21 protein-coding genes are annotated in these 24,732 nt (G+C 76.5%); 12 read left to right on the top strand and 9 right to left on the bottom strand.

The window, feature by feature from the left end; genetic code table 11:
* The first annotated feature begins 155 nt into the window (after nucleotides 1-155).
* From ACRYM6_RS05315 to ACRYM6_RS05300, 4 genes are all read left to right on the top strand, one after another.
* Entirely contained in the window at nucleotides 156-2,552 is a 2,397-nt protein-coding gene (locus ACRYM6_RS05315; RefSeq protein ID WP_432541666.1) for a putative bifunctional diguanylate cyclase/phosphodiesterase, read from the top strand.
* A 16-nt stretch (nucleotides 2,553-2,568) separates the two neighbouring features.
* Entirely contained in the window at nucleotides 2,569-4,083 is a 1,515-nt protein-coding gene (locus tag ACRYM6_RS05310) for a putative bifunctional diguanylate cyclase/phosphodiesterase (RefSeq protein WP_432541664.1), read from the top strand.
* A gap of 211 nt (nucleotides 4,084-4,294) precedes the next feature.
* Entirely contained in the window at nucleotides 4,295-5,845 is a 1,551-nt protein-coding gene (locus tag ACRYM6_RS05305) for a flavin monoamine oxidase family protein (protein ID WP_432541662.1), read from the top strand.
* A 44-nt stretch (nucleotides 5,846-5,889) separates the two neighbouring features.
* Nucleotides 5,890-6,555: a Rid family hydrolase gene (locus ACRYM6_RS05300; RefSeq protein WP_432541661.1), complete on the top strand. Its 666-nt coding sequence runs from the start codon at nucleotides 5,890-5,892 to the stop codon at nucleotides 6,553-6,555.
* A 58-nt stretch (nucleotides 6,556-6,613) separates the two neighbouring features.
* Here the strand turns inward: ACRYM6_RS05300 and ACRYM6_RS05295 are convergent, their stop codons facing one another.
* Nucleotides 6,614-7,579, bottom strand: coding sequence for a 1,4-dihydroxy-2-naphthoyl-CoA synthase (locus tag ACRYM6_RS05295; RefSeq protein ID WP_432541660.1), 966 nt, complete (start codon nucleotides 7,577-7,579; stop codon nucleotides 6,614-6,616).
* 9 nt (nucleotides 7,580-7,588) lie between these two features.
* Between ACRYM6_RS05295 and ACRYM6_RS05290 the strand changes: the two genes are divergently transcribed.
* Entirely contained in the window at nucleotides 7,589-8,605 is a 1,017-nt protein-coding gene (locus tag ACRYM6_RS05290) for an o-succinylbenzoate synthase (RefSeq protein ID WP_432541659.1), read from the top strand.
* 33 nt (nucleotides 8,606-8,638) lie between these two features.
* Here the strand turns inward: ACRYM6_RS05290 and ACRYM6_RS05285 are convergent, their stop codons facing one another.
* Nucleotides 8,639-9,067: a hotdog fold thioesterase gene (locus ACRYM6_RS05285; protein WP_432541796.1), complete on the bottom strand. Its 429-nt coding sequence runs from the start codon at nucleotides 9,065-9,067 to the stop codon at nucleotides 8,639-8,641.
* Nucleotides 9,068-9,100: 33 nt separating this feature from the next.
* Here ACRYM6_RS05285 and menD point away from each other — a divergent pair, with 33 nt between their 5' ends.
* The 4 genes from menD to ACRYM6_RS05265 all read left to right on the top strand — a co-directional run bounded on the left by menD (nucleotide 9,101) and on the right by ACRYM6_RS05265 (nucleotide 13,965).
* The gene (gene menD / locus ACRYM6_RS05280) at nucleotides 9,101-10,777 is read left to right on the top strand and encodes a 2-succinyl-5-enolpyruvyl-6-hydroxy-3-cyclohexene-1-carboxylic-acid synthase (protein ID WP_432541658.1); all 1,677 of its coding nucleotides are present in this window, start codon (nucleotides 9,101-9,103) and stop codon (nucleotides 10,775-10,777) included.
* A gap of 91 nt (nucleotides 10,778-10,868) precedes the next feature.
* A complete protein-coding gene (locus tag ACRYM6_RS05275) occupies nucleotides 10,869-11,594 on the top strand; it encodes a demethylmenaquinone methyltransferase (protein ID WP_432541657.1) in 726 nt (241 codons plus the stop codon).
* 59 nt (nucleotides 11,595-11,653) lie between these two features.
* On the top strand, nucleotides 11,654-12,934 hold the full coding sequence (locus ACRYM6_RS05270; RefSeq protein WP_432541656.1) for a geranylgeranyl reductase family protein: 1,281 nt from the start codon (nucleotides 11,654-11,656) through the stop codon (nucleotides 12,932-12,934).
* Nucleotides 12,931-13,965 (top strand): polyprenyl synthetase family protein, encoded by a 1,035-nt coding sequence (locus ACRYM6_RS05265; protein ID WP_432541655.1) that lies wholly within the window; start codon nucleotides 12,931-12,933, stop codon nucleotides 13,963-13,965. The genes ACRYM6_RS05270 and ACRYM6_RS05265 overlap by 4 nt, the downstream gene beginning before the upstream one ends.
* A gap of 14 nt (nucleotides 13,966-13,979) precedes the next feature.
* Here the strand turns inward: ACRYM6_RS05265 and ACRYM6_RS05260 are convergent, their stop codons facing one another.
* Nucleotides 13,980-14,765: an SDR family NAD(P)-dependent oxidoreductase gene (locus tag ACRYM6_RS05260; RefSeq protein WP_432541654.1), complete on the bottom strand. Its 786-nt coding sequence runs from the start codon at nucleotides 14,763-14,765 to the stop codon at nucleotides 13,980-13,982.
* A gap of 80 nt (nucleotides 14,766-14,845) precedes the next feature.
* Here ACRYM6_RS05260 and ACRYM6_RS05255 point away from each other — a divergent pair, with 80 nt between their 5' ends.
* A complete protein-coding gene (locus ACRYM6_RS05255; protein WP_432541653.1) occupies nucleotides 14,846-15,448 on the top strand; it encodes a TetR/AcrR family transcriptional regulator in 603 nt (200 codons plus the stop codon).
* A gap of 7 nt (nucleotides 15,449-15,455) precedes the next feature.
* On the opposite strand, the gene ACRYM6_RS05250 is transcribed toward ACRYM6_RS05255, so the two are convergent.
* The 3 genes from ACRYM6_RS05250 to ACRYM6_RS05240 are packed head-to-tail and all read right to left on the bottom strand — an operon-like array spanning nucleotide 15,456 to nucleotide 19,198.
* A complete protein-coding gene (locus tag ACRYM6_RS05250; RefSeq protein WP_432541652.1) occupies nucleotides 15,456-17,054 on the bottom strand; it encodes a methyl-accepting chemotaxis protein in 1,599 nt (532 codons plus the stop codon).
* A 39-nt stretch (nucleotides 17,055-17,093) separates the two neighbouring features.
* Nucleotides 17,094-18,164, bottom strand: coding sequence for a DNA polymerase domain-containing protein (locus tag ACRYM6_RS05245; RefSeq protein ID WP_432541651.1), 1,071 nt, complete (start codon nucleotides 18,162-18,164; stop codon nucleotides 17,094-17,096).
* Nucleotides 18,161-19,198, bottom strand: coding sequence for an ATP-dependent DNA ligase (locus tag ACRYM6_RS05240; RefSeq protein WP_432541650.1), 1,038 nt, complete (start codon nucleotides 19,196-19,198; stop codon nucleotides 18,161-18,163). Before ACRYM6_RS05240 ends, ACRYM6_RS05245 begins: the two co-directional genes overlap by 4 nt.
* Before the next feature lie 57 nt (nucleotides 19,199-19,255).
* Between ACRYM6_RS05240 and ACRYM6_RS05235 the strand changes: the two genes are divergently transcribed.
* On the top strand, nucleotides 19,256-20,509 hold the full coding sequence (locus ACRYM6_RS05235) for a four-carbon acid sugar kinase family protein (RefSeq protein ID WP_432541649.1): 1,254 nt from the start codon (nucleotides 19,256-19,258) through the stop codon (nucleotides 20,507-20,509).
* Nucleotides 20,506-21,120 carry a DUF998 domain-containing protein gene (locus tag ACRYM6_RS05230; protein WP_432541647.1) on the top strand — a complete coding sequence of 205 codons (615 nt, stop codon included), beginning with the start codon at nucleotides 20,506-20,508 and terminating at the stop codon, nucleotides 21,118-21,120. Before ACRYM6_RS05235 ends, ACRYM6_RS05230 begins: the two co-directional genes overlap by 4 nt.
* A gap of 9 nt (nucleotides 21,121-21,129) precedes the next feature.
* On the opposite strand, the gene ACRYM6_RS05225 is transcribed toward ACRYM6_RS05230, so the two are convergent.
* From ACRYM6_RS05225 to rarD, 3 genes are read right to left on the bottom strand one after another with little or no spacing between them, the layout of a single operon-like run.
* Entirely contained in the window at nucleotides 21,130-21,951 is an 822-nt protein-coding gene (locus tag ACRYM6_RS05225) for a hypothetical protein (RefSeq protein WP_432541646.1), read from the bottom strand.
* Nucleotides 21,952-21,958: 7 nt separating this feature from the next.
* Nucleotides 21,959-23,677, bottom strand: coding sequence for a bifunctional lysylphosphatidylglycerol flippase/synthetase MprF (locus tag ACRYM6_RS05220; protein ID WP_432541644.1), 1,719 nt, complete (start codon nucleotides 23,675-23,677; stop codon nucleotides 21,959-21,961).
* 51 nt (nucleotides 23,678-23,728) lie between these two features.
* Nucleotides 23,729-24,685 (bottom strand): EamA family transporter RarD, encoded by a 957-nt coding sequence (rarD, locus tag ACRYM6_RS05215; RefSeq protein ID WP_432541643.1) that lies wholly within the window; start codon nucleotides 24,683-24,685, stop codon nucleotides 23,729-23,731.
* Nucleotides 24,686-24,732: the final 47 nt, after the last annotated feature.

Below are 24,732 nucleotides of genomic sequence, written 5' to 3'. Positions count from 1 at the left end.
TGGTTCGGAACGCGCAGTGAGTCGTTCCAGGTGACGGCCCGTTCGCCTTGCTCCATCCGGGGGGAAGCAGGCCGCTGATCTTCGATGGAGCGTGACCACCCGGTGTCGGAGTGTCAGGATGAGCCCCGGTCCGGCGGACAGCAGGGAGGTGGCGGATGAGCGGAGCCGTCCGCGAGCGCCGCCCGCTCGCCAGCGCGGTCTACGACGGCCTCGTCGTCCTCGCCGCCCTCGCCACCTGCGTGATCACCGCCTGGACCTTCCTCGGCGCCGACGAGCCCGGCCGCTGGCGCGAACTGGCCCTGTGCCTGGTCGTCGGCTTCCCGCTCATGCAGCTGCTCACCCGCTTCCCGTTCGCGATCAACACCAAGCACGCGGGCATCGAGGTCCAGTTCGACATCGGCGTCCTCGTCTTCCTGCTGTGCTTCGCCCGGCCCGCCACCGCCGCGCTCGCCTGGTGCCTGTGCGTCGTGCCCACCAACCTGCTGCAGCGCAAGAGCTGGGTCAGCCGCGTCTACAACGCCGGCATCGGCGTCCTGTTCATGCCCGTCGCGCTCGCCGTCCTCGACGCGCTCGGCACCTCCGGGACGGTCGACGGGCAGCCGCGGGCCGTCGCCGTGCGGATGGACCCCGGTGAGCTGCTGGCCGTCGCGCTGGCCGTCGTCGCGGTGTTCGTCGTCGACGTGGGCGTCTCGGCCGTCTCGGTGGCCGTGCAGGAGCGCACCTCGGTCAAGGACGAGCTGCTGCACTCCGGGGCGGGGCTGGCGATGGGCACCAGCGTGGCCGTCGGCGGGCTGGGCTACCTCGGGGCGCTGGTCTACGAGCACCTGGAGCCCTGGGCGGCGCTGCTGCTGGTCATCCCGATGGTGGTGACGATGGTCGCGACCCGCGCGATGCGCCAGACCCGCGACGTGGCCCGCCGCAGCGAGGCCCTGTTCGAGGCGGCCACCGCGCTGCACACCCAGGGCCGGCGCGCCGACCTGGCCCGCGCCCTGCAGAAGCACGCCCGGATGGTGGCCGGCACCCCCGCGGCGATGGTCCGCTCCGTGGGGCCCTCGGAGGACGAGATCGGCGTCCCCGTCGTGGCCGGGGACGGCGTCGTGCTGTACGTCACCGCCCCGCGGCGGCGGGACCCGAACCAGCGCGCCTCGGACGAGAAGGCCCTGGAGGCGCTGGCCTCGGTGGGGGAGGCGGCGTTCTTCCGGGTCAGCGCCAGCGAGGAGATGCACGGGCTGGCCCGCCGCGACGTCGTCACCGGGCTGCCGAACCGGCTGCAGTTCTCCGAACGGCTGGCGACCGAGCTGGACCGGGCCCGCGAGGGCGGCCGCCTCGACCGGCTCGTCGTGCTCTACCTGGACCTCGACGGGTTCAAGGGCGTCAACGACCGCTTCGGGCACGACGCCGGGGACGAGCTGCTGCGCCTGGTCGGGTCGCGGCTGCGCGACACCCTGCGCGGCGGCAGCACCGTCGCGCGCCTGGGCGGGGACGAGTTCGCGGTGCTGCTGCCGGACTGCCCCGACGTCGAGGGGCTGTGCCGCCGGGTCCTGGTGGCGCTGCGCGTGGAGGTCCGCATGCGCGGGCACGTCCTGCGCGTGCAGGGGTCCATCGGGCTGTCCCGGGCCCGCCCCGGCGACGACGTGGGCACGCTGCTGCGCAACGCGGACACCGCGATGTACCGGGCGAAGGTCACCGGCAAGAACCGCTGGGTCGAGTTCCGCCCCGAGCTGCTGGAGGAGGAGATCGCCCGGCTGCAGGTGATCGAGGACCTCCAGCAGGCGCCCGCGGAGGCGTTCGTCGTGCACTACCAGCCGATCGTGGACCTGCAGGGCGCGGGCGCGGGGGCGGTGGGCGCCCCGGTCGTCGGGCTGGAGGCGCTGGTGCGCTGGCGCCGCGACCGCGGCGGGACCGTCGAGCCGCTGGTGGGGCCCGACGAGTTCATCGGCCTGGCCGAGCGGTCCGGGACGGTCGTGGGCATCGGCGACTCGGTGCTGCGGCAGGTCGCGCGCGACGCCCCGCACATCCAGCGCAGCGCCGGCCGCCGGCTGGACCTCATGGTCAACGTCTCGCCCGTGCAGCTGCGCCACCCCGACTTCACCGAGCGGGTCGCGGCGGCCGTGCGGCAGACCGGGGCCAGCGGCTGCCGCCTGCACCTGGAGATGACCGAGTCGGTCATGATCGACGACGACACCGTCGACCGGTTGCGCGAGCTCGCCGAGACGGGGGCCCAGCTCACGATCGACGACTTCGGGACGGGCTTCTCCTCCCTCGGCTACCTGCGGCACCGGCCGTTCTCGTCCTTCAAGATCGACCGCAGCTTCGTGCGCGACATCGCGACCGAGCCGACGGCCCGCGCCCTGGTCGAGGGCATGGTGAAGATGGGGCAGGCCCTGGGCCTGACGATCGTCGCCGAGGGCGTCGAGCACGTCGAGCAGGCCGAGATCCTGCGGGAGATGGGCTGCCAGCTCGCCCAGGGGCACCTCTACTGCCGGCCGGTGGCGGTGGACGAGATCGCCGACGTGCTCGGCACCCCCGTCCTGCCGCAGTTGTCCGCCTGAGCGTGCGGGCCGGCCGGTGACGGGCGCGCCCGCCCCGTCGCCGGTGACGGCCGCGGCCGTCGTCCCGGCGCTGCTCGTGGCGCTCGCGCTGTCCCGGTCGCTGCGGCGGCAGCGGGAGGCGCTGCGCACGGTCCGCGCCGAGCTGGCCCGCGCCGAGCGGGGGGTGCGGGAGGCGCGGGCCCGGGAGCGGGCGGCCCTGGACCTGCGCGGGCGGGCGGCCCCGCGCACCGACCCGGTGACGGGCCTGCTCAGCGGGGCGGGGTTCTCCGCCGTCGTGCAGGAGGCGCTGCGGGGGCCGGGGCGCGCGGGAGCGCCGGTGGCGGCGCTGCACCTGGACCTCGTGGGGTTCCGGGCGCTGAACCGGGCGCACGGCCGGGCCGCCGGGGACGCCGTGCTCGGGGAGGTGGCGCGCCGGTTGCGGGCCGCGGTCCGCGGGACCGACGAGGCGGCCCGGCTCGGCGGCGACGAGTTCGCGGTGCTGCTGACCGACGCCGACGCGGCCGTCGACGTCGCCGTCCGGCTGCTGGCGGTGCTCTCGGAGCCGTACGAGGTCGGGGCGAGCCGGTTGCGGGTGGGCGTGGCCGTGGGGGTCGCGCACGGCCGGGTGGCCGGGGCGGGGCTGCTGCGGGCGGCGGAGTCGGCGGTGGCGGCGGCGAAGGCGGCCGGCGGCGGGTGCGTGCGGGTGTGGGACGAGGCCGCGGACCGGCGGCGCGAGGAGGTGGTCGGCACCGTCGAGCGCCTGCGCCGCGCCGTGCACGCCCCCACCGGCGACAACCGCCTGGAGGTGCACCACCAGCCGACGGTGGACGTGGACGCGGGGGTCGTCTCCGGCGTCGAGTGCCTCGTCCGGTGGGTGCGCGACGGCGTCCTCGTCCCGCCCGACGAGTTCGTCCCGCTGGCCGAGGAGCACGGGCTGGTCACCGACCTGGGCCTGGTCGTGCTGGAGCGGGCGGTCGCCGAGGCGCCGGTCCTGCACGAGGCCGCCGGTCGCGCCCTCGTCGTGGCGGTGAACGTCTCCGCGCCGCAGCTGCACGACCCCCGGTTCCTGCCGGCGGTGCAGCGGGCCGTGCGGGCCCTGGGGGAGGACCGGCTCGTCCTGGAGGTGACCGAGAGCGTCCTGGTCGCCGAGGACGAGGGGACCACCGCCGCGCTCGACGCCGTCGTGGCCGCCGGGGCGCACCTGACCGTCGACGACTTCGGGACGGGGTGCGCGACGCTGGCGTACCTGCGGCGGCGGCCGTTCACGTCGTTCAAGGTCGACCGCTCCTACGTGCGGGACCTCGAGACCGACCCCCGGACCCGGGCCCTGGTCGAGGGGCTGGTGCTGCTCGCCGCGACGATGGGGATGGGGCTGGTCGCCGAGGGCGTCGAGACGCCCGGGCAGGCCGAGCTGCTGCGGCGCATGGGCGCCCCGACCCACCAGGGTTTCCGGTACGCCCGGCCCGCACCGGTGGGCGAGGCCGCGCGGGTCGTCGCCGACCTGCAGCACCGGCTGGGCGCGGGGTTCCGCGGCGGCGCGAGCGACCGCTGACCGCGTCCCGCGTCCCTCCCTCTGGGTGTTCACCCTGGGTGTACACACTTCATCCGAAGACAACACACAGGAAACACCGGCGAAACACCTGATCACGAGGGTGTTCCCGACCGGCCCACCCCCGGACCGGCCGAGGAGCTCGAGGAGAACCGTGCGCGTTTCCCGCAGGAACTTCCTCCGTGGCGTGGGTGCCACCGGAGGAGCCGGAGCCATGTTCGGGGCGATGGGAGCGCTGGGCCTGGCGCCCGCCGCCGTCGCCACCCCCACCACCGCGTTCACCCCGCCCAAACCCTCCGACTTCACCCTCTCCGGCCGGTCGGCGCGCACCGTCCTCGTCCTCGGCGCCGGCATCGCCGGGCTGACGACGGCGTACGAACTCGGCAAGGCCGGGTACCGGGTCACCCTCCTGGAGGGCCGCGGCCGCCCCGGCGGCCGGAACTGGACGGTCCGCGGCGGGGACACCGAGACCGACCTGAACGGCGAGACCCAGCGGGTCCGGTTCGCCGACGGGCAGTACATGAACGCCGGCCCCGGCCGCATCCCCCAGCACCACGTCACGATGGACTACTGCCGCGAGCTCGGCGTCCCGCTGGAACCGTTCGTCAACCAGAACGCCAACGCGCTGCTCTACTACACCGGCGACACCGCGGTCTCGAACCAGGCCGTCACCCACCGCGCGGCCAAGGCCGACGTGTACGGCTACGTCTCCGAGCTCCTCGCCAAGGCCACCGACGCCGGGGCCCTCGACGGGGAACTGTCCGGCACCGACCGCGAGGCGCTCATCGAGTTCCTGCGCGACTTCGGCGACCTGGGGAACTCCACCGGCGACCCCGCCGCGGCCAACCTCTACCTCGGGGGCTCGGGCCGCCGCGGGTACGACGTCGCCCCCGGCGCCGGCCTGCAGTCCGGAACCGTCTCGCCCGCCCCCGCCCTCAGCGACGTCATCGCCAGCGGCATCGGCCGGGAGTTCTCCTTCGAGTTCGGCTGGGACCAGGCCGTCATGATGTTCCAGCCCGTCGGCGGGATGGACCGCATCGCCTACGCCCTCGAGCGCGCCGTCGGCCCCTCGAAGATCCGTTACGGCGCAACGGTCACCGGGATCCGCAACACCCCCACCGGGGCCGACGTCGACTACACCGACGCCGCCGGCGTCCCGCACACCGCCACCGCCGACTTCGTGGTCAACACGATCCCGCCGCACATCGCCGCGCGCATCCCGCACAACCTCGGCCCCGCCATCACGACCGCGCTGCAGGCCCCCCGCCCCTCGCCCACCGGCAAGATCGGCCTGGAGTACTCCCGCCGCTGGTGGGAGGAGGACCGGCGGATCTACGGCGGCATCACCAACACCGACCTGGACCTGTCGCACATCTGGTACCCGTCGTCCGGTTTCCACGGGTCCTCCGGCGTCGTCGTCGGCTACTACAACTACGGCCAGGACGCCCTGGACTACGCGGCCCTGCCGCACTCCGCCCGCCGCAGCCGGGCCGTCGTCAACGGCGCCCAGATCCACGGCGACGTCTACGGCCGGGACATCACGTCCTCGTTCTCGGTGTCCTGGAGCGCGACGAGGTTCTCCGAGGGCGGCTGGGTCGGCTGGGCCGACCAGGAGGGCCCGGACTACCGGACGCTGCTGGCGCCGCAGGGCAACGTCTACTTCGCCGGCGACCACCTCTCGCACGCCATCGCCTGGCAGCACGGCGCGATGACCTCCGCCCGCGCCACCGTCACCGCCCTGCACGAACGGGTCATGACCTCGTGACCACCCCGCCGTCCCCGACCGGAAAGAACTCCTGGAGGCCCGTCGTGAAGAAGCACCGCCGTCCCCTGGCGATCGCCGCCGGCGCCGCCCTGCTGCTGGGGGCCGGAGCCGGGGCCGGGGTCGCCGCGGAACGGTTCTCGACCCCCGAACCCGGGACCGTCGCGGTGAACCTGCCCGTCGGCAGCACCAACCCGAACATCGCCCGCGGCGTCGGGATCGGCGCCGGGACCGCGATCTACAAGTCCTCCGGCACCGGGCCCTCGCTCGTGAACCCCGACGCCCCCGCCGGCTCGGCGGAGAGCTACGTCGACTACGCCTCCTTCGGCGGGGAACTGCCCGAGGGCGTCACCCTCACCGAGGCGCAGGGCCTCAACGCGCTCGCCGCGATCGGGGAGAACCTCGCCTCGGTGGGCCTGGACTTCGACGACGTCATCACCATGCGGGTGTTCCTCGACAACGAGGCCGGGGCCGAGGTCGCCGACTTCGCGGGCTGGAACCGCGCCTACCGGCAGTACTTCGCGAACGTCGACCTGGAGACCCGCGAACCGGTGCTCGTCCCGATGGGCACCGGCGAACCGGCCGCCCCGCTGCGGGAGAACGCCGCCGTGCCCTCGCGCGCCGCCCTGGAGATCGGCACGCTGCCGGTGCCGGGCTGGCTCGTGGAGATCGAGGTGGACGCCGTCTACCCCGAGCAGCACCCCGTCGACTGATCGACGCCGACCGAGGACCGGTTCCCCGGGGCGGTGGGTCACCGCCGCGGGGGACCGGTCAGAAGTACCAGGGGAACGGCGACCAGTCCGGTTCCCGCTTGCCCAGGAACGCGTCGCGCCCCTCGACGGCCTCGTCGGTCATGTACGCCAGCCGCGTCGCCTCCCCGGCGAACACCTGCTGGCCGACCATGCCGTCGTCGACGGCGTTGAACGCGAACTTCAGCATCCGCTGCGCCGTGGGGGACTTGCCGTTGATCTCGGCGGCCCACTGCAGCGCGACGGCCTCCAGGTCGGCGTGCGGGACGACCTCGTTGACCATGCCCATGGCGTGCGCCTGCTGCGCGGTGTAGGGCCGGCCGAGGAAGAAGATCTCCCGGGCGAACTTCTGCCCCACCTGCCGCGCCAGGTACGCCGACCCGTACCCGGCGTCGAACGAGCCGACGTCGGCGTCGGTCTGCTTGAACCGGGCGTGCTCGGCGCTGGCCAGGGTCAGGTCGGCCACGACGTGCAGGCTGTGCCCGCCGCCGGCGGCCCACCCGGGCACGACCGCGATGACGACCTTCGGCATGAACCGGATGAGCCGCTGCACCTCCAGGACGTGCAGCCGCCCGCCCTCGGCCTTCGTGCGCCGCTCGTCGACGGTGTCGGCGGTCTCGCCCTGCGCGTACTGGTACCCCGAGCGGCCGCGGATGCGCTGGTCCCCGCCGGAGCAGAACGCCCAGCCGCCGTCCTTCGGGCTCGGGCCGTTCCCCGTCAGCAGCACGCAGCCGACGTCGGGGGTGCGCCGGGCGTGGTCCAGGGCCCGGGCCAGCTCGTCGACGGTGCCGGGGCGGAACGCGTTGCGCACCTCCGGGCGGTCGAAGGCGATCCGGACGGTCCCGCGGGCCGGGCCGTCCACCGTGCTGCGGTGGTACGTGATGTCCTGCAGGTCCTCGAAACCGGGCACCTCCGCCCAGGCCGAGGGGTCGAAGGTCTCGCTCACACCGTCAAGGGCCGACACGTCAGGCAGGGTAGTCCGGGGCATGCTGGGCCGGTGCCGCCCGCAGCCCTCCCCACCCTGCCCGAACTGCCCGACCTGCTCGACGCCGCCCACGTCGTCCGGCTCCCGCTGCGCCGCCGCTTCCGCGGCATCCTCGAGCGCGAGGCCGTCCTGCTCCACGGCCCCGCCGGCTGGGGGGAGTTCGCGCCCTTCCTGGAGTACGGGCCCGCGGAGTCCTCCCGCTGGCTCGCCGCCGCCGTCGAGGCCGCCTGGGAGGGGTTCCCGGCCCCCCGGCGCGACCGGGTCGAGGTGAACGCCACCGTCCCGGCCGTGGCCGCCGCCGACGTCCCGGCCGTCCTGGCCGGGTTCCCCGGCTGCCGCACCGCGAAGGTCAAGGTCGCCGAGGCCGGGGCGGACTTCCCCACCCGCCTCGCCGAGGACGTCGCCCGCGTCGCCGCCGTCCGCGCCGCCCTCGGCCCGGACGCGGCGGTGCGCGTCGACGCCAACGGCGGCTGGAGCGTGGACGAGGCCGAGCGCGCCCTGGGCGAGCTGGCCCCCCACGGCCTGGAGTACGCCGAGCAGCCCTGCGCGACGCTGGAGGAGATGGCCGGGCTGCGCCGCCGCCTGCACGCCGCCGGGACCGCCGTGCCGCTCGCGGCCGACGAGAGCGTCCGCAAGGCCGAGGACCCGCTGCGGGTCGCCGGCCTGGAGGCCGCCGACGTCGTCGTCCTCAAGGTCGCCCCCCTGGCCGGGGTGCGCCGCGCCCTGGACGTCGCGGCGGGCTGCGGGCTGCCCGTCGTCGTCTCCTCGGCCCTGGACACCAGCGTCGGCATCGCCGCCGGGACCGCGCTGGCGGCCGCGCTGCCGGACCTGCCGTTCGCCTGCGGGCTGGGGACCGCCGCGCTGCTGGAGCACGACGTCGTGACCGAGCCGCTGCTGCCCGTGGGCGGGTCGCTGCCGGTGGGGCCGGTGGCCGCCGACCCCGACCTGCTGGAACGCTCCCGCGCCCCGCGCGAGCGCGAGCAGTGGTGGCGCGAGCGGATCGCGGCCGCCCACGCCCACCTGACCTGACCGAACCGGACCGGGCCGGGGAGCGGGCGGGGGTCAGGCGCCCGCCGCGCGCACGGAGTTCGTGATGCGCGCCGTGCACAGCCGGCGGCCCTCCTCGTCGGAGATGACCACCTCGTGGCTCGTGAGGGTCCGCCCCAGCGAGATCGCCGTCGCCACCCCCGTCACCCGCCCCGAGCGCACCGACCGGTGGTGCGTGGCGTTGATGTCGGTGCCCAGCGCCAGCCCGCCCGGCCACACGTGCAGGTACGCCGCGACCGAGCCCAGCGTCTCGGCCAGCACGCAGCTGGCCCCGCCGTGCAGGAACCCCGCCACCTGCGTGTTGCCCTCCACCGGCATCGTCGCGACGGCGCGCTGCGCGCTCAGCTCGACGAACTCGATGCCCATGCGGTCGATGAGGGTCCCGGGGGTGAAGGAGGCGAGGATCTCCTCCAGCGGGGGTGTCGGCTGCGTCACCCGCGGCAGGTTGCCACACCCGGGCGGGCGCACCATGGAGGGGTGAACCCCTCGACCGCCCTCGCGACGGTCCTCGTCGACGCCTTCGTCCGGCTCGGCCTGCGACACCTCGTGCTCAGCCCCGGCTCGCGCAGCGCGCCGCTGGCCTACGCGGCCGCCCGCGCCGCCGACGAGGGCCGGCTGCGGCTGCACGTGCGCGTCGACGAGCGCAGCGCCGGGTTCCTGGCCCTCGGGCTGGCCCGGGCGGGTGAACTGGTCGCCGTCGTCACGACCAGCGGCACCGCCGTCGCGAACCTGCACCCCGCCGTCCTGGAGGCCCACCACGCCGGGGTCCCGCTCGTGGTGCTCTCGGCCGACCGCCCGCACGAGCTGCGCGGGTCCGGCGCCAGCCAGACCGCCGACGCGCAGGCCCGCATGTTCCTGCCGTCGGTGCGCTACAGCGCCGACCTGCCCGCCCCCGTCGACGCCCGCGCCCAGGCCCCGGCGTGGCGGTCGGTGGTGTCCCGCGCGGTCGCCGCGGCCCGCGGCCTGCGCGGTGACGGGCCCGGCCCGGTGCACCTCGACGTCGGGTTCGCCGACCCGCTGACCCCCTCGCCGGGGGACCTGCCCGCCTCGGCGACCGGGCTCACCGAGGTCGCCGGGACCGCCGCGCCGCGACCGGTCGCGCTGCCGCGCGGGCCGCGCACCCTGGTGCTGGCCGGTGACGCGCCCGACCCGGCGACCGGGGCGGCGGCCCGGGAGCTGGCCGAGTCCGCCGGCTGGCCGCTGCTGGCCGAGCCCAGCTCCGGGGCCCGCGGCGGCGAGCGCGCCGTCGGCCCGTACCGGCTGCTGCTCGACGCCTCCGACGAGGCCGGGCCGCTGGGCGCGGTGGAGCGGGTCGTCCTGTTCGGGCACCCGACGCTGTCGCGGCCGGTGACCCGGCTGCTGGCCCGCGACGACGTCGAGCTCGTCGTCGTCAGCCCCGCCGGGACGTGGCCCGACGCCGGGTTCCGCGCCGCGCGGGTGCTGCCCGCCGTCACCGTCGAGGGACCGGCCGGTGCCGCCGAGCAGGACTTCGCCGGGCGCTGGGACCGCGCCGCCAAGCTCGCCGTGGAGGCCGTCGACGCGGTGCTCGACGAGGCCGCGGACCTGTCCGGGCCGTGGGCGGCCCGCGAGGTCGTGCAAGCCTGCGCGGCCGACGGGTCCGCCCTCGTCGTCGCCGCCAGCAACCCGGTGCGCGACGTCGACCTCGCCGCCCGGCCGCTGGGGGTGCGGACCGTGTCCAACCGCGGCCTGGCCGGGATCGACGGGACGCTCGCGACCGCCGAGGGCGTCGCGCTGGGGCTGGGCCCGACCCGCCTGCTCGTGGGCGACCTGGCCTTCCTGCACGACATCAACGCGCTGCTGCCGGTGCCCGCCGAGACGCGCCCGGACCTGACGGTCGTGCTGGTCAACGACGACGGCGGCGGGATCTTCGAGACGCTGGAGCACGCCGCCGCGGTGCCGCGCTCCACGTTCGAGCGGGTGGTGGCGACCCCGCACGGGGTGGACGTCGCGGCGCTGTGCGCGGCCTACGGGGTGCCGCACGCGCGGCCGGCGACCCGGGCGCAGGCCGCGGCGGCGCTCGCCGAGCGCCCGCGCGGGGTGCGGGTCGTGGAGCTGGTCACCGACCGGGCCGCGGTCCGGCCGCGGCTGGAGCGCGTCGCCGCGGCGGTGCGGGCGGCGGTCCTGGACGCCTGAGCCGGCGGCGCCGGGGCGGGGTGGCGGGGATCACCGTGCCGGGGCGGTCGGCTGGAGGGTGGGGCCCGCGCGCGGCTGCGAGACTGGACGGGTGGGTACCTCCGACGTCCAGGCCCGACGCGAACTGGCCGACCTCACCAAGCGCCCGGCGCAGGTCGCCGGGATGTTCGACGACGTGGCGCAGAGGTACGACCGCACCAACGACATCCTCTCCGCCGGGCAGGACCGGCTGTGGCGGCGGGCGGTGCTGCGGGCCGTCGACGCGCGGCCGGGGGAGCGGGTCCTGGACCTGGCCGCGGGGACGGGCCGCTCCAGCGAGCCGTTCGCCGACCGCGGGGTCCTGACCGTCCCGTGCGACTTCTCCCCGGGGATGGTCCGGGCGGGCAAGCGCCGCCGCCCCGACCTGGGGTTCGTGGTGGGGGACGCGACGCGGCTGCCGTTCGCCGACGGCGTCTTCGACGCGGCCACGATCTCCTTCGGGCTGCGCAACGTGGTGGACCCCGACCTGGGGCTGCGGGAGATGGCCCGGGTCGTGCGCCCGGGGGGACGGCTCGTGGTGTGCGAGTTCTCGACCATCCCGAACCCGTTGCTGCGCAAGGCGTACACCGCGTACCTGCACCACGGGCTGCCGCGGGTGGCCAAGCTCGTCAGCTCGCACGGGGAGGCGTACGACTACCTCGTCGACTCGATCGACGCCTGGCCGGACCAGGCGGGGCTGGCGGAGCGGATCGCGGCCGCCGGGTGGGAGCGGGTGGCCTGGCGCGACCTGTCCTTCGGGGTGGTGGCCATGCACCGGGCCGTCCGTGCGCACGACTGAGCGCCGGCGACTAGACTTCGTGAAAGTTTTCACGAGCAGGACTCAGGAGCGGGGGACAGATGGACACGCCTGACGCGGACGTCCTCGTCGTCGGGGCGGGCCCGGCCGGGACGACCCTGGCCCGGCACCTCGCCGACGCCGGCCGGCGCGTCCTGGTGCTGGAGAAGTCCGCCTTCCCCCGCGAGAAGGTCTGCGGCGACGGCCTGACCCCGCGCGCGGTGCACGAGCTCGACCAGCTCGGCGTCAAGACCCCCGAGCGCGACGGCTGGCGCCGCAACCGCGGCCTGCGCCTGCTCGGCGGCGGCGTCCGCCTCCAGGTGCCGTGGCCGGAGATCTCCGACTACCCCGGCCACGGCCTCGTCCAGACCCGCCGCCGGTTCGACCAGACCCTCGCCGAGCACGCCCGCGACGGCGGCGCCACCGTCCAGGAGCGCACCAGCGTCACCGGCCCCGTCCTCGACGAGCGCACCGGGCACGTCGTCGGCGTCACCGCCCGCCCGGTCGACGAGTCCGGCCGCAAGGCCGGCGAGGAGCGCACCTACCGCGCCCCCGTCGTCGTCGCCGCCGACGGCGTCGGCGGCCGGCTGGCCCTGTCGCTGGGCCTGGCCAAGCGCGACGACCGCCCCCTGGGGATCGCCGTCCGCACCTACTTCACCAGCCCCCGCCACGACGACGACTGGATGGAGGCCTGGATGGAGCTGCGCGAGGGCGACAGCTCCACCGGCCCCCTGCTGCCTGGCTACGGCTGGGTCTTCGGCGTCGGCGACGGCACCTCCAACGTCGGTCTCGGGGTCCTGGACCCCGGGTCCGGCGACCTGGACTACCGGCAGCTGCTGCGCCGCTGGACGGCCGCGATGCCGCCGGAGTGGCGCTTCCGCGAGGAGGACCAGGTCGGCCCGATCCGCGGGGCCGCGCTGCCGATGGCCTTCAACCGCACCCCGCACTACACCCGCGGGCTCGTCCTGCTCGGCGACGCCGGCGGCATGGTGAACCCGTTCAACGGCGAGGGCATCGCCTACGCCATGCAGTCCGCGCGGCTGGCCGCGCACGCCGTCGACGACGCCCTGCGCGCCGGTGACGAGCGGGCCCGCGAGCGGGCGCTGCTGTCCTACCCCGCGGCGGTTCGCGCGGACCTGGGCGGGTACTACACCCTGGGTCGCGTGTTCGTGTCCCTCATCGGCCACCCCGAGGTCATGCGGGTGGCGACCCGCTTCGGCCTGCCGCGGCCGGGGCTGATGAAGCTGGTCGTGAAGCTGCTGGCCAACCTGGCCGACCCGACGTCGAAGGACGCCACGGACCGCGTGGTCGTGGCGCTGAAGCGATTGGCCCCTGCCTCGTGAACACGTCCGTGAACGTCCCCGGCACGACCCGGGGCCTGCCGACCACCGACCCCGCCCTCGAGGACGCCCTGCGCGACGGCCTCGACGTGGTGGAGGAGCGGCTGCGCGCGGCCGTCGCGAACACCGACCCGCTCGCCGACACCACCTCCCGGCACCTCGTGGAGGCCGGCGGGAAGCGGGTGCGGCCCATGCTGACCCTCCTGGGGGCGCACCTGGCGAACCCCGGTGCCCCGGTGCCGTCCGAGGTCCTGGCCGCGGCCGTCGTCTGCGAGCTCACCCACCTGGCCTCGCTCTACCACGACGACGTCATGGACTCCGCCCCCACCCGGCGCGGAGCCCCTGCGGCGCAGCACGTCTGGGGCAACAACGTCGCCATCCTCACCGGTGACCTGCTGTTCGCCCGCGCCTCCAACGTCGTCGCCGACCTGGGCCCGGCCGCGGTGCGGCTGCAGGCCCGGACGTTCGAGCGGCTGTGCCTGGGGCAGCTGCACGAGACCGTCGGGCCGCGCCCGGACGAGGACGCCGTGGAGCACTACCTCGACGTCCTGTCCGACAAGACGGCCTCGCTCATCGCGACCGCCGGCCGGTTCGGGGCGATGTTCGCGGGCGGGTCCGAGGACGTCGTGCAGGCCATGGTCCGCTACGGCGAGGACGTCGGCGTCGCGTTCCAGCTCGCCGACGACGTGCTCGACCTGACCAGCGAGACCGGCGAGTCCGGCAAGCGCCCCGGCACCGACCTGCGCGAGGGGGTGCCCACCCTGCCGGTGCTGCTGGTCCGGCGGGCCGCCGCCGGGGGCGACGCGGACGCGCGCGCGGTCGTGGACCTGCTCGACTCCGGCGCCCTGGGCGACGACGACGTGCTCGCCCGCGCCGTCGCGGCCCTGCGCGCCCACCCGGCCACCGACGCCGCCCGGGCCACGGCCCGCGAGTGGGCGCGCCGGGCGTCCACGCACCTGGCGCACCTGCCCGCCTCGCCCGCCCGCGAGGCGCTGGAGACGTACGCGGCGACCGTCGCCGACCGCGTCGCCTGACCGTCCCTCCCGGGTCAGCCGGAGACCCGGTCGGCGAACCGGGGCCCCACCAGCCGCAGCAGCGGGCGGCGGGGGACCCGCCGGGCCAGCGCCGCGAGCACCTCGTTGACCCGGCCGTCCACGACGACGGGCCGGTCGGCGTCCAGGGTGTCGAGGAACGTCGCGACGACCTGGTCGACGGTGCGCCGGCGCATCCCGGCGCCGGTGGCCTCGCCCGCGACGTCGAAGAACCCGGTGTCGGTGACCGTGGGCGACAGGGCCGCGACCCGCACCCCGGTGCCGCGGGTCTCGGCCCACAGGGCCTCGGTCAGGGACAGGACGTACGCCTTCGTGGCGGCGTAGGCGGCCAGCCCGGGGGCGGGGAAGTACCCCGCCATGCTGGCGACGTTCACGACGGCTCCGCGCCGGCGCGCCACCATCGCGGGCAGGAACCGGGCGGTGAGCTCGGTCAGGGTCGTGCAGTTGAGGGTGACCATGGCGCTGAGGCGGGCCGGGTCGTCGGTGTCGGTGAGCCTGCCGCCGAGGCCGAAGCCGGCGTTGTTGACGAGGACGTCGACCTCGCGCCCCCGCACGGCCCGCTCGACGGCGGCCGCGGCCCCCGGCGCGGACAGGTCGGCGGTGACGACGAGCGCGTCGCGGCCGTGCCGCTCGCGCAGGGTGCGGGCGAGCTGCTCGAGCGCGTCGGTGCTGCGGGCCACGAGCACGAGGTCGCTGCCCCGGGCCGCGAGGGCGGTCGCGATGCCCGCGCCGATGCCTCCCGAGGCTCCGGTGACGAGGGCGGTCCGTCCGGTGAGGTCCACGGTGATCTCCTGTCGATTCGTGTCGGAATGGCACGATGTGACAGAAAGGCCCGAGTTGTCAAGCATGGTGGAATGGGGACGTGACCGACCGCCCCAGCACCCGTGAACGCCGGCACGCCGCGACCCGCCGCGCGCTGGCCGAGCACGCCCTGCGGCTGTTCGCCGAGAAGGGGTACGACGCGACCACCGTCGCCGACATCGCCGACGCCGCCGACATGTCCACCCGCACGTTCTTCCGCCACGTGCGCGACAAGGACGAGGCCCTCTTCGCCGCCGACGAGGACGTCTTCGACACCGTCGTCGAGGCCGCCGACCGCGCCGCCGACCTGCCCCCGCTCGCCCGGCTCGTCGCCGCCCTCGGCGCCCTCGTCGAGCACGCCGAGAAGGCCCCCGACGCCAAGTGCACCCGCGAGGAGGTCCTCGACGCCCACCCCGCGCTGCGCGCCCGGGACCTCGCCCAGCAGCTGCGCTGGCAGGGCCAGGCGGAGGGGTACCTGCGCGAGCGGGGCGTCCCCGCCGACGACGCGGCGCTCGCCGCCGGTCTCACCCTCACCGTCTGGCGGGAGGGCTACCGGCGCTGGATCGGCGGCGCCGGCCGCGCCGGGACGCTCACCCGCTGCCTCGACGAGGTCGTCGCCGAGCTGCCCGGGCACCTCACCGCGCTGCGGCCCCGCACCGGCTGAGCCGGGCTCAGACCGTGAAGCGGGTCACCAGGAAGCTGAGCTCGCCCGACAACCGCACCAGGTCGTCGGTCGCGGTCCGCGACCCCGCGACGACCTCGGCCGTCGTGGCGGCCGACCCGGTGATCCCGCGGATGCTGTCGGCGATCCGCTCCGACCCCGCGGCGGCCTCGCCGACGCTGCGGCTCATCTCCGCCGTCGTGGCCGACTGCTCCTCGACCGCCGAGGCGATCGTCGTCTGGTGGTTGCCGATCTCGGCGATGACCTCGGCGATGCTCTCGATGGCCCGCACCGCCTCGGCCGTGTCGGTCTGGATGGACCCCACCCGGGCCGCGATGTCCTCCGTGGCGCGCGCGGTCTGCGCCGACAGCTCCTTGACCTCCCCGGCGACCACGGCGAAGCCCTTGCCGGCCTCCCCGGCGCGGGCGGCCTCGATGGTCGCGTTGAGGGCCAGCAGGTTCGTCTGCTCGGCGATGGCCGTGATGGCCTTCACCACGTCGCCGATCTGGGCGGAGCTGACGCCCAGGCGCGCGACGGTCTCCCCGGCGCGCCCGGCCAGCTCGTCGGCGCGGGCGGCGACGGCCGTCGCCTCCGAGGCCCCGTTGGCGATGTCGCGGATCGCGGCCTGCATCTCGGTGGCGCCCATCGCGACCGTCTGCACGCTCGCGGACACGGTGGCCGCGGTGTCGGCCGCGGACGCGGCGACCGAGGCGGTCTCCCCGGCGGTGCCGCCGATCCGCTCGCTGTCAGCGGTCAGCTGGTCCGAGGCCAGCAGCAGCGACTCCGAGGACTGCCCGATGGCGGCGATGGTGCTGCGGACGCTGTCGCGGGCCCGCTCCAGGGACGCGGCCATCTGCCCGAGCTCGTCGCGGGAGTCGACGTCCGCGCCGACCGTCAGGTCGCCGTTCGCCACCGCCTCCAGGGACGCCGAGACGGCCCGCAGCGGGCGGACGATGGACCGCACGACCGCCAGGCCCAGGGCGGTGGACAGCCCCAGGCCCAGCACCAGGGCCACGACGACGAAGTCGCGCGAACGGGCCGCGCCGGTCGTGGAGGCCTCGGCGGCGGCCTCGGCGCGCTCGTTCTCGGCGGCCTCGGCCGCGTCGAGGGCGTCGGCGGCCGCGCTCACCAGCGGCTGCGCGACCTCGGCGTTGGCGGCGGCCCACCCGGCCTGGTCCCCGGCCAGCGACAGCGGCAGCAGCTCGCGGTCGCGCGCCTGGCGCCACTGCTCCCACGCGTCGGCGAAGGCCTGCCAGTCGGCGGCGTCGGCCGGGGAGCCGGAGGTGTACTGCGCGGCCCAGTCGTCGAGCTCGGCGTCGCTGTCCACGATCTTCTGCGCGACCTCGGCCTTGCCCTCCGCGTCCGGGGTCGCGGCGTGCTGGGCCACCAGCATGCGGGTCTTCAGCTCCTCCTGGTGGACCCGGCCCAGGGCGGTCGCCCCGATCACGCTGTCCCGGTAGAGGGCCTCGGCGCGCTCACCCCCGGCGTGCAGCGTCACCAGCGAGGTGGTGCTCACCCCGACGGTGACCAGGCCGAGCGCCGCGAGCGCGCTCAGCACCTTCGTGCGCACGCTGCGGTCGGCGAGGAGGCGGGCGGCGGTGCTCGGCATGGAGGTCCTCCGGGAGGCGGTGCCGGCGACCCGCCGGTCTCACCCCATCGGCGTACCGGGCCCGGCACTTGAGGGGCCGGCGCCACCGCCCTCCCGGGCCCGCGACGGCTGCACCCGTCTCGGCTCGCCCGGCATCTTCGGGTAGTTCGGCGGGTAGGGCAGGTCGCCGAGGCCGTCGGCGGCGTCGCGGTCGGCCAGCGCCAGCAGCGGCTCCAGCGGGCAGGCCCGCTCCCCGCGCCCGGCCCACAGGTCACCCACCGCGGCGTACCGGGCCGGGAACGTCGCGAGGGTGAAGTCGTCCGGGTCCAGGTCGTGGGCCAGCTCCTCCCAGCGCAGCGGCGCGGAGACCGTCGCGCGCGCGGTGCGGCGCAGCGAGTAGGCGCTCGCCATCGTCCGGTCGCGGGCGTTCTGGTTGTAGTCGACGAAGATCCGCTCGCCGCGCTCCTCCTTCCACCACGCGGTGGTGACCAGGCCGTCGGCGCGGCGCTCCACCTCGCGGGCCAGCGCGATCCCGGCCCGGCGGACCTCGGTGAACGTCCAGCGGGGTTCGATCGAGACGAAGACGTGGAGGCCGCGGCCGCCGGAGGTCTTGACGTGCCCGACCAGGCCCAGCTCGTCCAGCAGGGGCCGCAGGACGTCGCGGGCCACGGTGCGGGCCTGGGTGAAACCGGTGCCCGGTTGCGGGTCCAGGTCGACGCGCAGCTCGTCGGGGTGGTCGACGTCGGGGGCGGTGCACGGCCACGGGTGGAACGTCAGGGTCGACTGCTGGGCGGCCCACACGAGCGTGGCGGTGTTCTGCGGGCGGATCGCGGTGGCCGACCGGCCCGAGGGGAACGTGACGTCCACGGTCCCCACGAACTCCGGCGCGAACCGCGGGACGCGCTTCTGGTACACCTCCTCGCCCTCGATCCCGTCGGGGAACCGCTGCAGGTGGGTGGGGCGGTCGCGCACGGCGGCCAGCAGCGCGGGCGCGACGAGCCGGTAGTGGTCCACGACGGCCCGCTTGCGCCCGGCCTCGCCCAGCCCGGGGTAGTAGGGCTTGTCGGGGGAGGTGAGCCGGACGGTCACGCCGTCGACGTCGATCTCCTCGGCGGGAGCGCGGGAACTCATCGCGCGGCCCCCGACAGGACGTCGGCGAGGTCGTACCCGGCGGGGGTGTCGAGCTGGTCCAGCCGGCACTGGGCGGGTTCCTTGTCCGGCCGCCAGCGCAGGAACCGCGGGTTGTGCCGGAACCGCGAACCCTCCAGCTGGTCGTACTCGACCTCGCAGACGAGTTCCTCCCGCACCGGCACCCAGGAGGTGTCCTCGCGGGCGTTCCACCGGTTCTTCTCGCCCTCCGCGTCGTCCCCCGCGCGCAGCGGTGCCAGCTGCTCCAAGAGCTCGACCCGCCGGGCCTTCGTGAAGGCGGCGGCGCCCCCCACGGACACCGTCCCGGTGTCGGTCCGCAACCCCAGCAGCATCGACCCGATCCCGGGGAAGCTCTTGTGCAGCCGGTACCCGATGACGACGCAGTCCGCGGTGCGGCGGTGCTTCACCTTCGTCATGACCCGCTCCCCCTGCTGGTACGGCGCGTCGAGGGGTTTGGCGACGACCCCGTCCAGCCCGGCGCCCTCGAACCGGGTGAACCACTGCCGGGCCACGTCCGCCTCGCGCGTCGCGGTCGTGACGTGGGTGACCGGGCCGCAGCCCGCGAGCGCCGTCACGAGCAGTTCCCGGCGCTGCGCCGTGGTCCGGCCGGTGAGGTCCTCGTCGTCCAGGGCCAGCAGGTCGAAGGCGACGAACTGCGCGGGGGTCTCCACGGCCAGCTTCCCGACGCGGCTGGCCGCGGGGTGGATGCGCTGCGACAGCAGTTCCCAGGCCAGGCGCCCGCCGCCGGGCTGGGCGACGAACAGCTCCCCGTCGACGACGCACCGGCGCGGCAGTTCGGCGCGCACGGCCTCGACGACCTCCGGGAAGTACCGGGTGAGGGGCTTGTTGTTCCGCGAGCCCAGTTCCACCTCGTCGCCGTCGCGGAAGACGACGCAGCGGAAACCGTCCCACTTGGGTTCGTACAGCCAGGCGGGTCCGCCCTCGGGCTGCGCCGGGACCTGTCCGGCCGACGTGGCCAGCATCGGGTCCACGGGCGGGTTCACCGGCAGGTCCACGGTCCCCACTGTGCCGCACCCGGCGGGAGCGCACGAGGGGTCTGGTCTACTGCGGGGGTGAAGACGGTGGTGCTGGACGACGACCCGACCGGGACCCAGTCCGCGACGGGGGTGCACGTGCTGCTGGAGTGCGACGCCGACCGGCTCGAACGGGCGCTGCGCGCCGCGGACAGCGTGTACGTCCAGACGAACTCCCGCGCCCTGGACGAGGCCGCCGCCGTGGCGCTGGTGAGCGCGGTGCGCGAGGACGCCCTGGAGGCCGGCCGCCGCCTCGGGGCGCCGGTGCGGTTCGTGCTGCGCGGGGACTCCACCCTGCGCGGTCACGTGTTCGCCGAGACCGACCGGTTCACCGGCGCCGGCGACGTGGTCCTGTTCGTCCCGGCGTTCCCCGCGGGGGGCCGCACCACCGTCGGCGGCGTCCACCTCGTGCGGACCGCCGACGGCGACGTCCCGGCGGGGGAGACCGAGTACGCCGCCGACCCGGTGTTCGGGTTCACCAGCTCGGCCCTGACCGACTACGTCGTGGAGAAGTCCGGCCGCCGCGCCGTCGCCGTCCCCCTCGACGTCGTGCGCGACCCGGACGCGCTCGCGGCGGTGCTCGCCGGGGCCCCCGCCGGGTCCGTCGTCGTGCCGGACGTCACCACCGACGACGACGTCCGGGCCCTGGCCGCCGCGGTGCGCGCCACCGGGCGGGGCGTGGTGGTGCGCTGCGCGGCGCCGCTGGCCGCCGAGCTGGCCGGGGTCGCCAGCGCCGGGTACCTGCCCCGGCCCCTGGCGCCCACCGGGCCCACCGGGCCCCGCGTCCTGGTGGTCTGCGGGTCGCACACCGACGGGGCCCGGGCCCAGCTGGCCGAGCTGGCCGGGACCTGGGGCGCCCCGCACGTCCTGCCCACCGCGGACGCCCTCGCCGACCCGGTCGCGGCCGGGCACGCCCTGGCCGACCGCGCCCGCGGCACCGCCGTGCCGTGCCTGGCCAGCGAGCGCGTCCGCAGCACCGACCACGGCACCCTCGCCCACGGCGAGAAGGTCATGACGGCGCTCACGACGGCCGTGCGGGACCTGCTGCCCGACGTCGACGTCGTCGTCAGCAAGGGCGGCATCACGGCGGCGGAGGTGGCGCGCACCGGGATCGGGGCGCTCGAGGCCGTCGTCGAGGGGCAGGTGGCGGCCGGGGTCTCGGTGTGGCGGATGGCCGCGCGCGACGGCCGCCCGGTCCGGCAGGTCGTCGTGCCCGGCAACGTCGGCGGTCCCGGGGCCCTCGTCGACGCCCTCGCCGCGCTCGGCCTCGCCCCGGCGGCCGGGCAGCGGTGAGGCGCTGGGGCACCGCCGCGGCCCTGGCCGCGGTCGCCGCCCTCACCAACGCGAACTTCCTGCTCGCCCCGCTCACCGGGTCGCGCGTCGACCTCGGCACCGGGGTGATCAGCGAGCTGTCGGTGCCCTCGCAGCCGGGGTCGGCGTGGTTCCGGCTCGGCGACGGCACCGCCGGGGTCCTGGGCGTCGCCCTCGCGGTCCTGGCCTGGCGCGCGGTGGCCCCGCGCGCCCGGTTCCGCGCGGTGTGCCTGGCCGCGTTCGGGGCCGCGACCCTCGCCTCGGCGCTCGTGCCGCTGACCTGCGCGCCCTCGCTGGGCCCGTGCCCCGCGTCGGCGTCGGGGGCGGCGGCCGTCCACGACGGGGTGTCGGTGGTCGCGACGACCGCGGCGGTGCTCGGCGGCGTGGAGCTGGCCGTGCGGGCCCGCGGGTGGCTGCGGCCGCCCGCCGTCGCCGTGGCCGCCGTCGCCCTGGGCTGCGGGCTGTACGAGGCCGTCACGTTCGCCCTCGGCGGCACCGGCGGCGGCGGGGCGGCCCAGCGCTGGCAGGTGCTGGCGGTCTCGGCGTGGCTCGTCCTGGAGGTCTGGACCTGGCGGGCCCCGGCCCGGCGGTGAGGGCCGGGGTCAGGTCTCCGGCAGCGCCGGGGACGTGGCCAGCACCGCCGAGCAGCCCACGACGACGGCGAGCGCCGCGACCGCCGCCCCCGTCCAGCCGGGGCGGACGCGGTCGCCGAGCAGCGCGACGCCCGCGACCGCCGGGACGACGACCTCCACCGACCACAGCAGCGCGGTGGCCGGGCCCACCGGTCCGCGCGCCAGCGCCGCCGCGTACCCCAGGGTCCCGGCGACGCCGGCGACGACGACGGCCCACGCGAGGGGTTCGAGCGCGATCCGCCACCACTGCGGCCACTGCGGCGGCAGCGTCACCGCGCGCGCCCCCAGCGCCGCCACGGAGCACCCCAGCCCGGCCAGGACCGCGCACGCGGCGGAGGAGGCGCGGTGCGGGACGAGCGCGGCGGCCAGCACGAGCGCGGCGGCCGCGCACAGCGCCACCTCCACGGCCGCGGGCACCGCGGGCACCGCGGGCACCGCGGGCCCGGCCTGCCCGGTGCCCGACCCCCCGACCACGCCGAGGGCCGCGACGAGCAGCAGCACCGCGGCGGTGTCGCGCCGGCGCAGCCGCGCGCCCAGGGCGAGGCGGGCCAGCAGCACGGTCAGGGCCAGCGACCCGGCGAGCAGGGACTGCACCGCGAACGTCGGCAGCCGCCGCAGCGCCACGAGCGAGAGCAGCCACGCCACCCCGTCGCAGCCCAGCCCCGCCAGGTACCGCGGGGACCGCGCCGGCGCCGCCGCGCCGGACCCGGCGCGCACCCCCAGGGCCTGCAGCACCGACCCGGCCGCGCAGCCCGCGGCGGCCAGGACCGCGGCCCCCAGCGCGAGAGCCATCAGCGGGTCACCGGCGCCGGCCCAGGAACCGCCCCACGACGGGCAGCTCGGCGAGGCCCTCCGCGCCGGCGATCGTCAGCCCCTGCGCGGCGGCGAACTCCACCGAGTCCAGCACGACGTACCGGGGCCGCCACTGCGGGTCGTACTTCGCGGTGAACCGCCACAGCGACTCGATCTGGGCGCTGCGGGACAGGACGTGCAGCGCGCGGCGGCCCAGGTCGGCCACCGCGCCCTCCCGGACCCCGGCGACGACCTCGCGCAGCACCGCGAAGTTCAGCCCCAGCCCGCGCACCCCGAGCCCGGCCAGGTGCTGCGCGGTGGCCACGATCAGCGCGTCGGTCAGGCCGTTGGGCACCTCCGGGGCGGTGGAGCGGCGCATGACGTCCAGGGAGTAGCCCTGCACCGCCGGGGCGGGCACCCACTGGACGAACCCGGCCGCCCGGCCGTCGGCGGACCGGGCGACGCTGACCAGGACCCCGGTGTCGGCCGGGTCGAACAACCGCGACAGCGTCATGGAGTACCCGCGCTCGGCCTCCCCCTGCCGGGACTGCCCGGACAGGGCCAGCAGCTCGGCGCGCAGCTCCGGCGCCAGGGTGGGGCCGTCGTGGAACTCGACGTGGACGCCCGCCTTGGCGACCCGGTTCACCGACCCGCGCAGGCTCTTCATCGACGAGCCCTTCAGGGAGAACGTCGAGCAGTCCAGGACCGCCTCGTCGCCCAGGTACACCGGCCGCAGGCCGACGGCCTCGTACAGGGGCAGCCACGGCGCCGCCGCGCCCACGACGGCGACCGACCAGCCGTTGCGCTCGACGTGGTCGAGGAACTCGGTGAGCAGCGCCCCGTGCCGTCGCGGCGGCCCGATCGGGTCGGGGGAGACCAGGCACACGCCGTTGCGGACGCTGTGCGCGACGACCCCCTCGCCCTCGGGGAAGGCGACGAAGAAGAAGTCCTTGTCGTCGCGCAGCGCGAAGTGGTCCAGGGTGTCCCCGCCCCAGCGGGCCACGACGGCGCGGGCGCGCTCGCGCTCGGCCGGCCGCTGCCGGGGGTCCAGGGCCCGCGGCCGGTGCGGGCTCGACAGCGTCCACCCCAGGACGGCGACCAGCGTCACGCCCAGGGCCAGCAGCGCCGGGCTCAGCAGCGGCAGCACGACGTGGTGCTCGTCCCCGCGCAGCGGCAGCGGCCGCCGCTCGTCGCCGACGAGGCGCTCGACGACCACGGCGGTCGCCTCCCCGGGGTGCCGCTCGGCGCCCACGGCCACCACGAGCACGGCGGAGACGGCGACGGTGACGACGGCGCCGACGCCCAGCACCGCCCCGGCCCGCCGGGCCCGGGCCGCGCTGGGCAGCACGGGGAACGCGCGGGCGTTGACGGCCAGCCAGGCCAGCAGGACGACGTCGAGGACGGCCTCCTCCACGTCGATGCCCTTGAGCAGGTGCAGCACCGCGGAGGTGCCCAGCAGGGCCAGGGCCACGGCCCAGGCGAGCCGCTGCCCGTGCCGCAGCCCGCGCGCCAGCAGCAGCAGCGCCACCGAGACGGGCACCAGGACCGTCCCCGTCACCAGCGGCACCCCCAGCGGCAGGACCTCCAGCAGCGGCCCGAACCGCTCCCGCAGCGGCGGCGTCAGCGCCGAGACCAGACCCACCACGGCCAGGGCGGTGACGGCGGCGGCGCCCAGGCGGCGGGTGCGGGCCCGCCGGGCGCGGCGGGCGAGGAGCGGGGGGAGCACGCCCAGCAGTCTGCTGAGCCGGTCACGGCGGCGACAGGGCGCGAGGTGGTCTCACGGGGGACTGGCAGCCGGCTCCCAGGGACGGGCCCGCCGCTGCCGGTGCAGCGCGTCGGCGGTCAGGACGGCCAGCGCCAGCCACACCAGCCCGAACCCGATCCAGCGCGAGGCGGGCATCGTCTCGCCCAGGACCAGCGCCGCGCAGAACTGCAGGACGGGCGTGAGGTACTGCAGCATCCCGATGACGCTCAGCGGCACCCGGGCCGCGGCCGTCGCGAACAGCACCAGCGGCACCAGCGTCGTCGGCCCGGCCAGGACCAGCAGCGCGGTGTGCAGCGGTCCCTCGCCCGCGAAGGTCAGCGACCCGCCGAGGGCGGTCAGGGCCAGCGCGGCGGGCGCGGCGAGCACGAGGGTCTCCACGGTCAGCCCGGTGAGCGGGTCGACACCCCCGCCGCGCTGCCCGACCCGGTTCTTCAGCAGCCCGTACACGGCGAAGGACACCGCGATCGTCAGGGCCATCCACGGCAGCCGGCCCAGGTCGGCGGTGATGACGGCCACGGCGGCCAGCCCGGTCCCGACCGCCACCCACTGCGCCGGCCGCAGCCGCTCGCGCAGCACGAGCACGCCGAGCAGCACCGTCAGCAGCGGGTTCACGAAGTACCCCAGCGCGGCCTCCAGGACGTGCCCGGTGACGACGGCCAGCCCGTAGACGCCCCAGTTCACCGCGACCGCGACCGCCGCCAGCGCCAGCAGCCCCCGCTGGGCCCGCGAGCGCAGGACGGCGGCGACCCGCCCCCAGCGCCGCAGGCCGGTGACCAGCAGCAGGCACACGGCCAGCGACCACACGACCCGCCAGGCCAGCAGCTCCACGGCCCCGGCCGCGCGCAGGGCGTGGAAGTAGAAGGGGAAGGCGCCCCAGACGCCGTAGGCGGCCAGCCCCGCCGCGACGCCGCCGCGGCGGGTGTGGACGTCCTGTGCGGGGGGCGGGGGGCGTTCGTCCACGCAGGTCATCGTCGCGCGGGCGGTGTCGCCGGGCGGCGTTAGGCTTGCCTACGAAC

Source organism: Kineococcus rugosus, assembly GCF_050871975.1.
GTDB lineage: Bacteria > Actinomycetota > Actinomycetes > Actinomycetales > Kineococcaceae > Kineococcus.
This window is presented reverse-complemented; position numbering and strand designations above follow the sequence as displayed.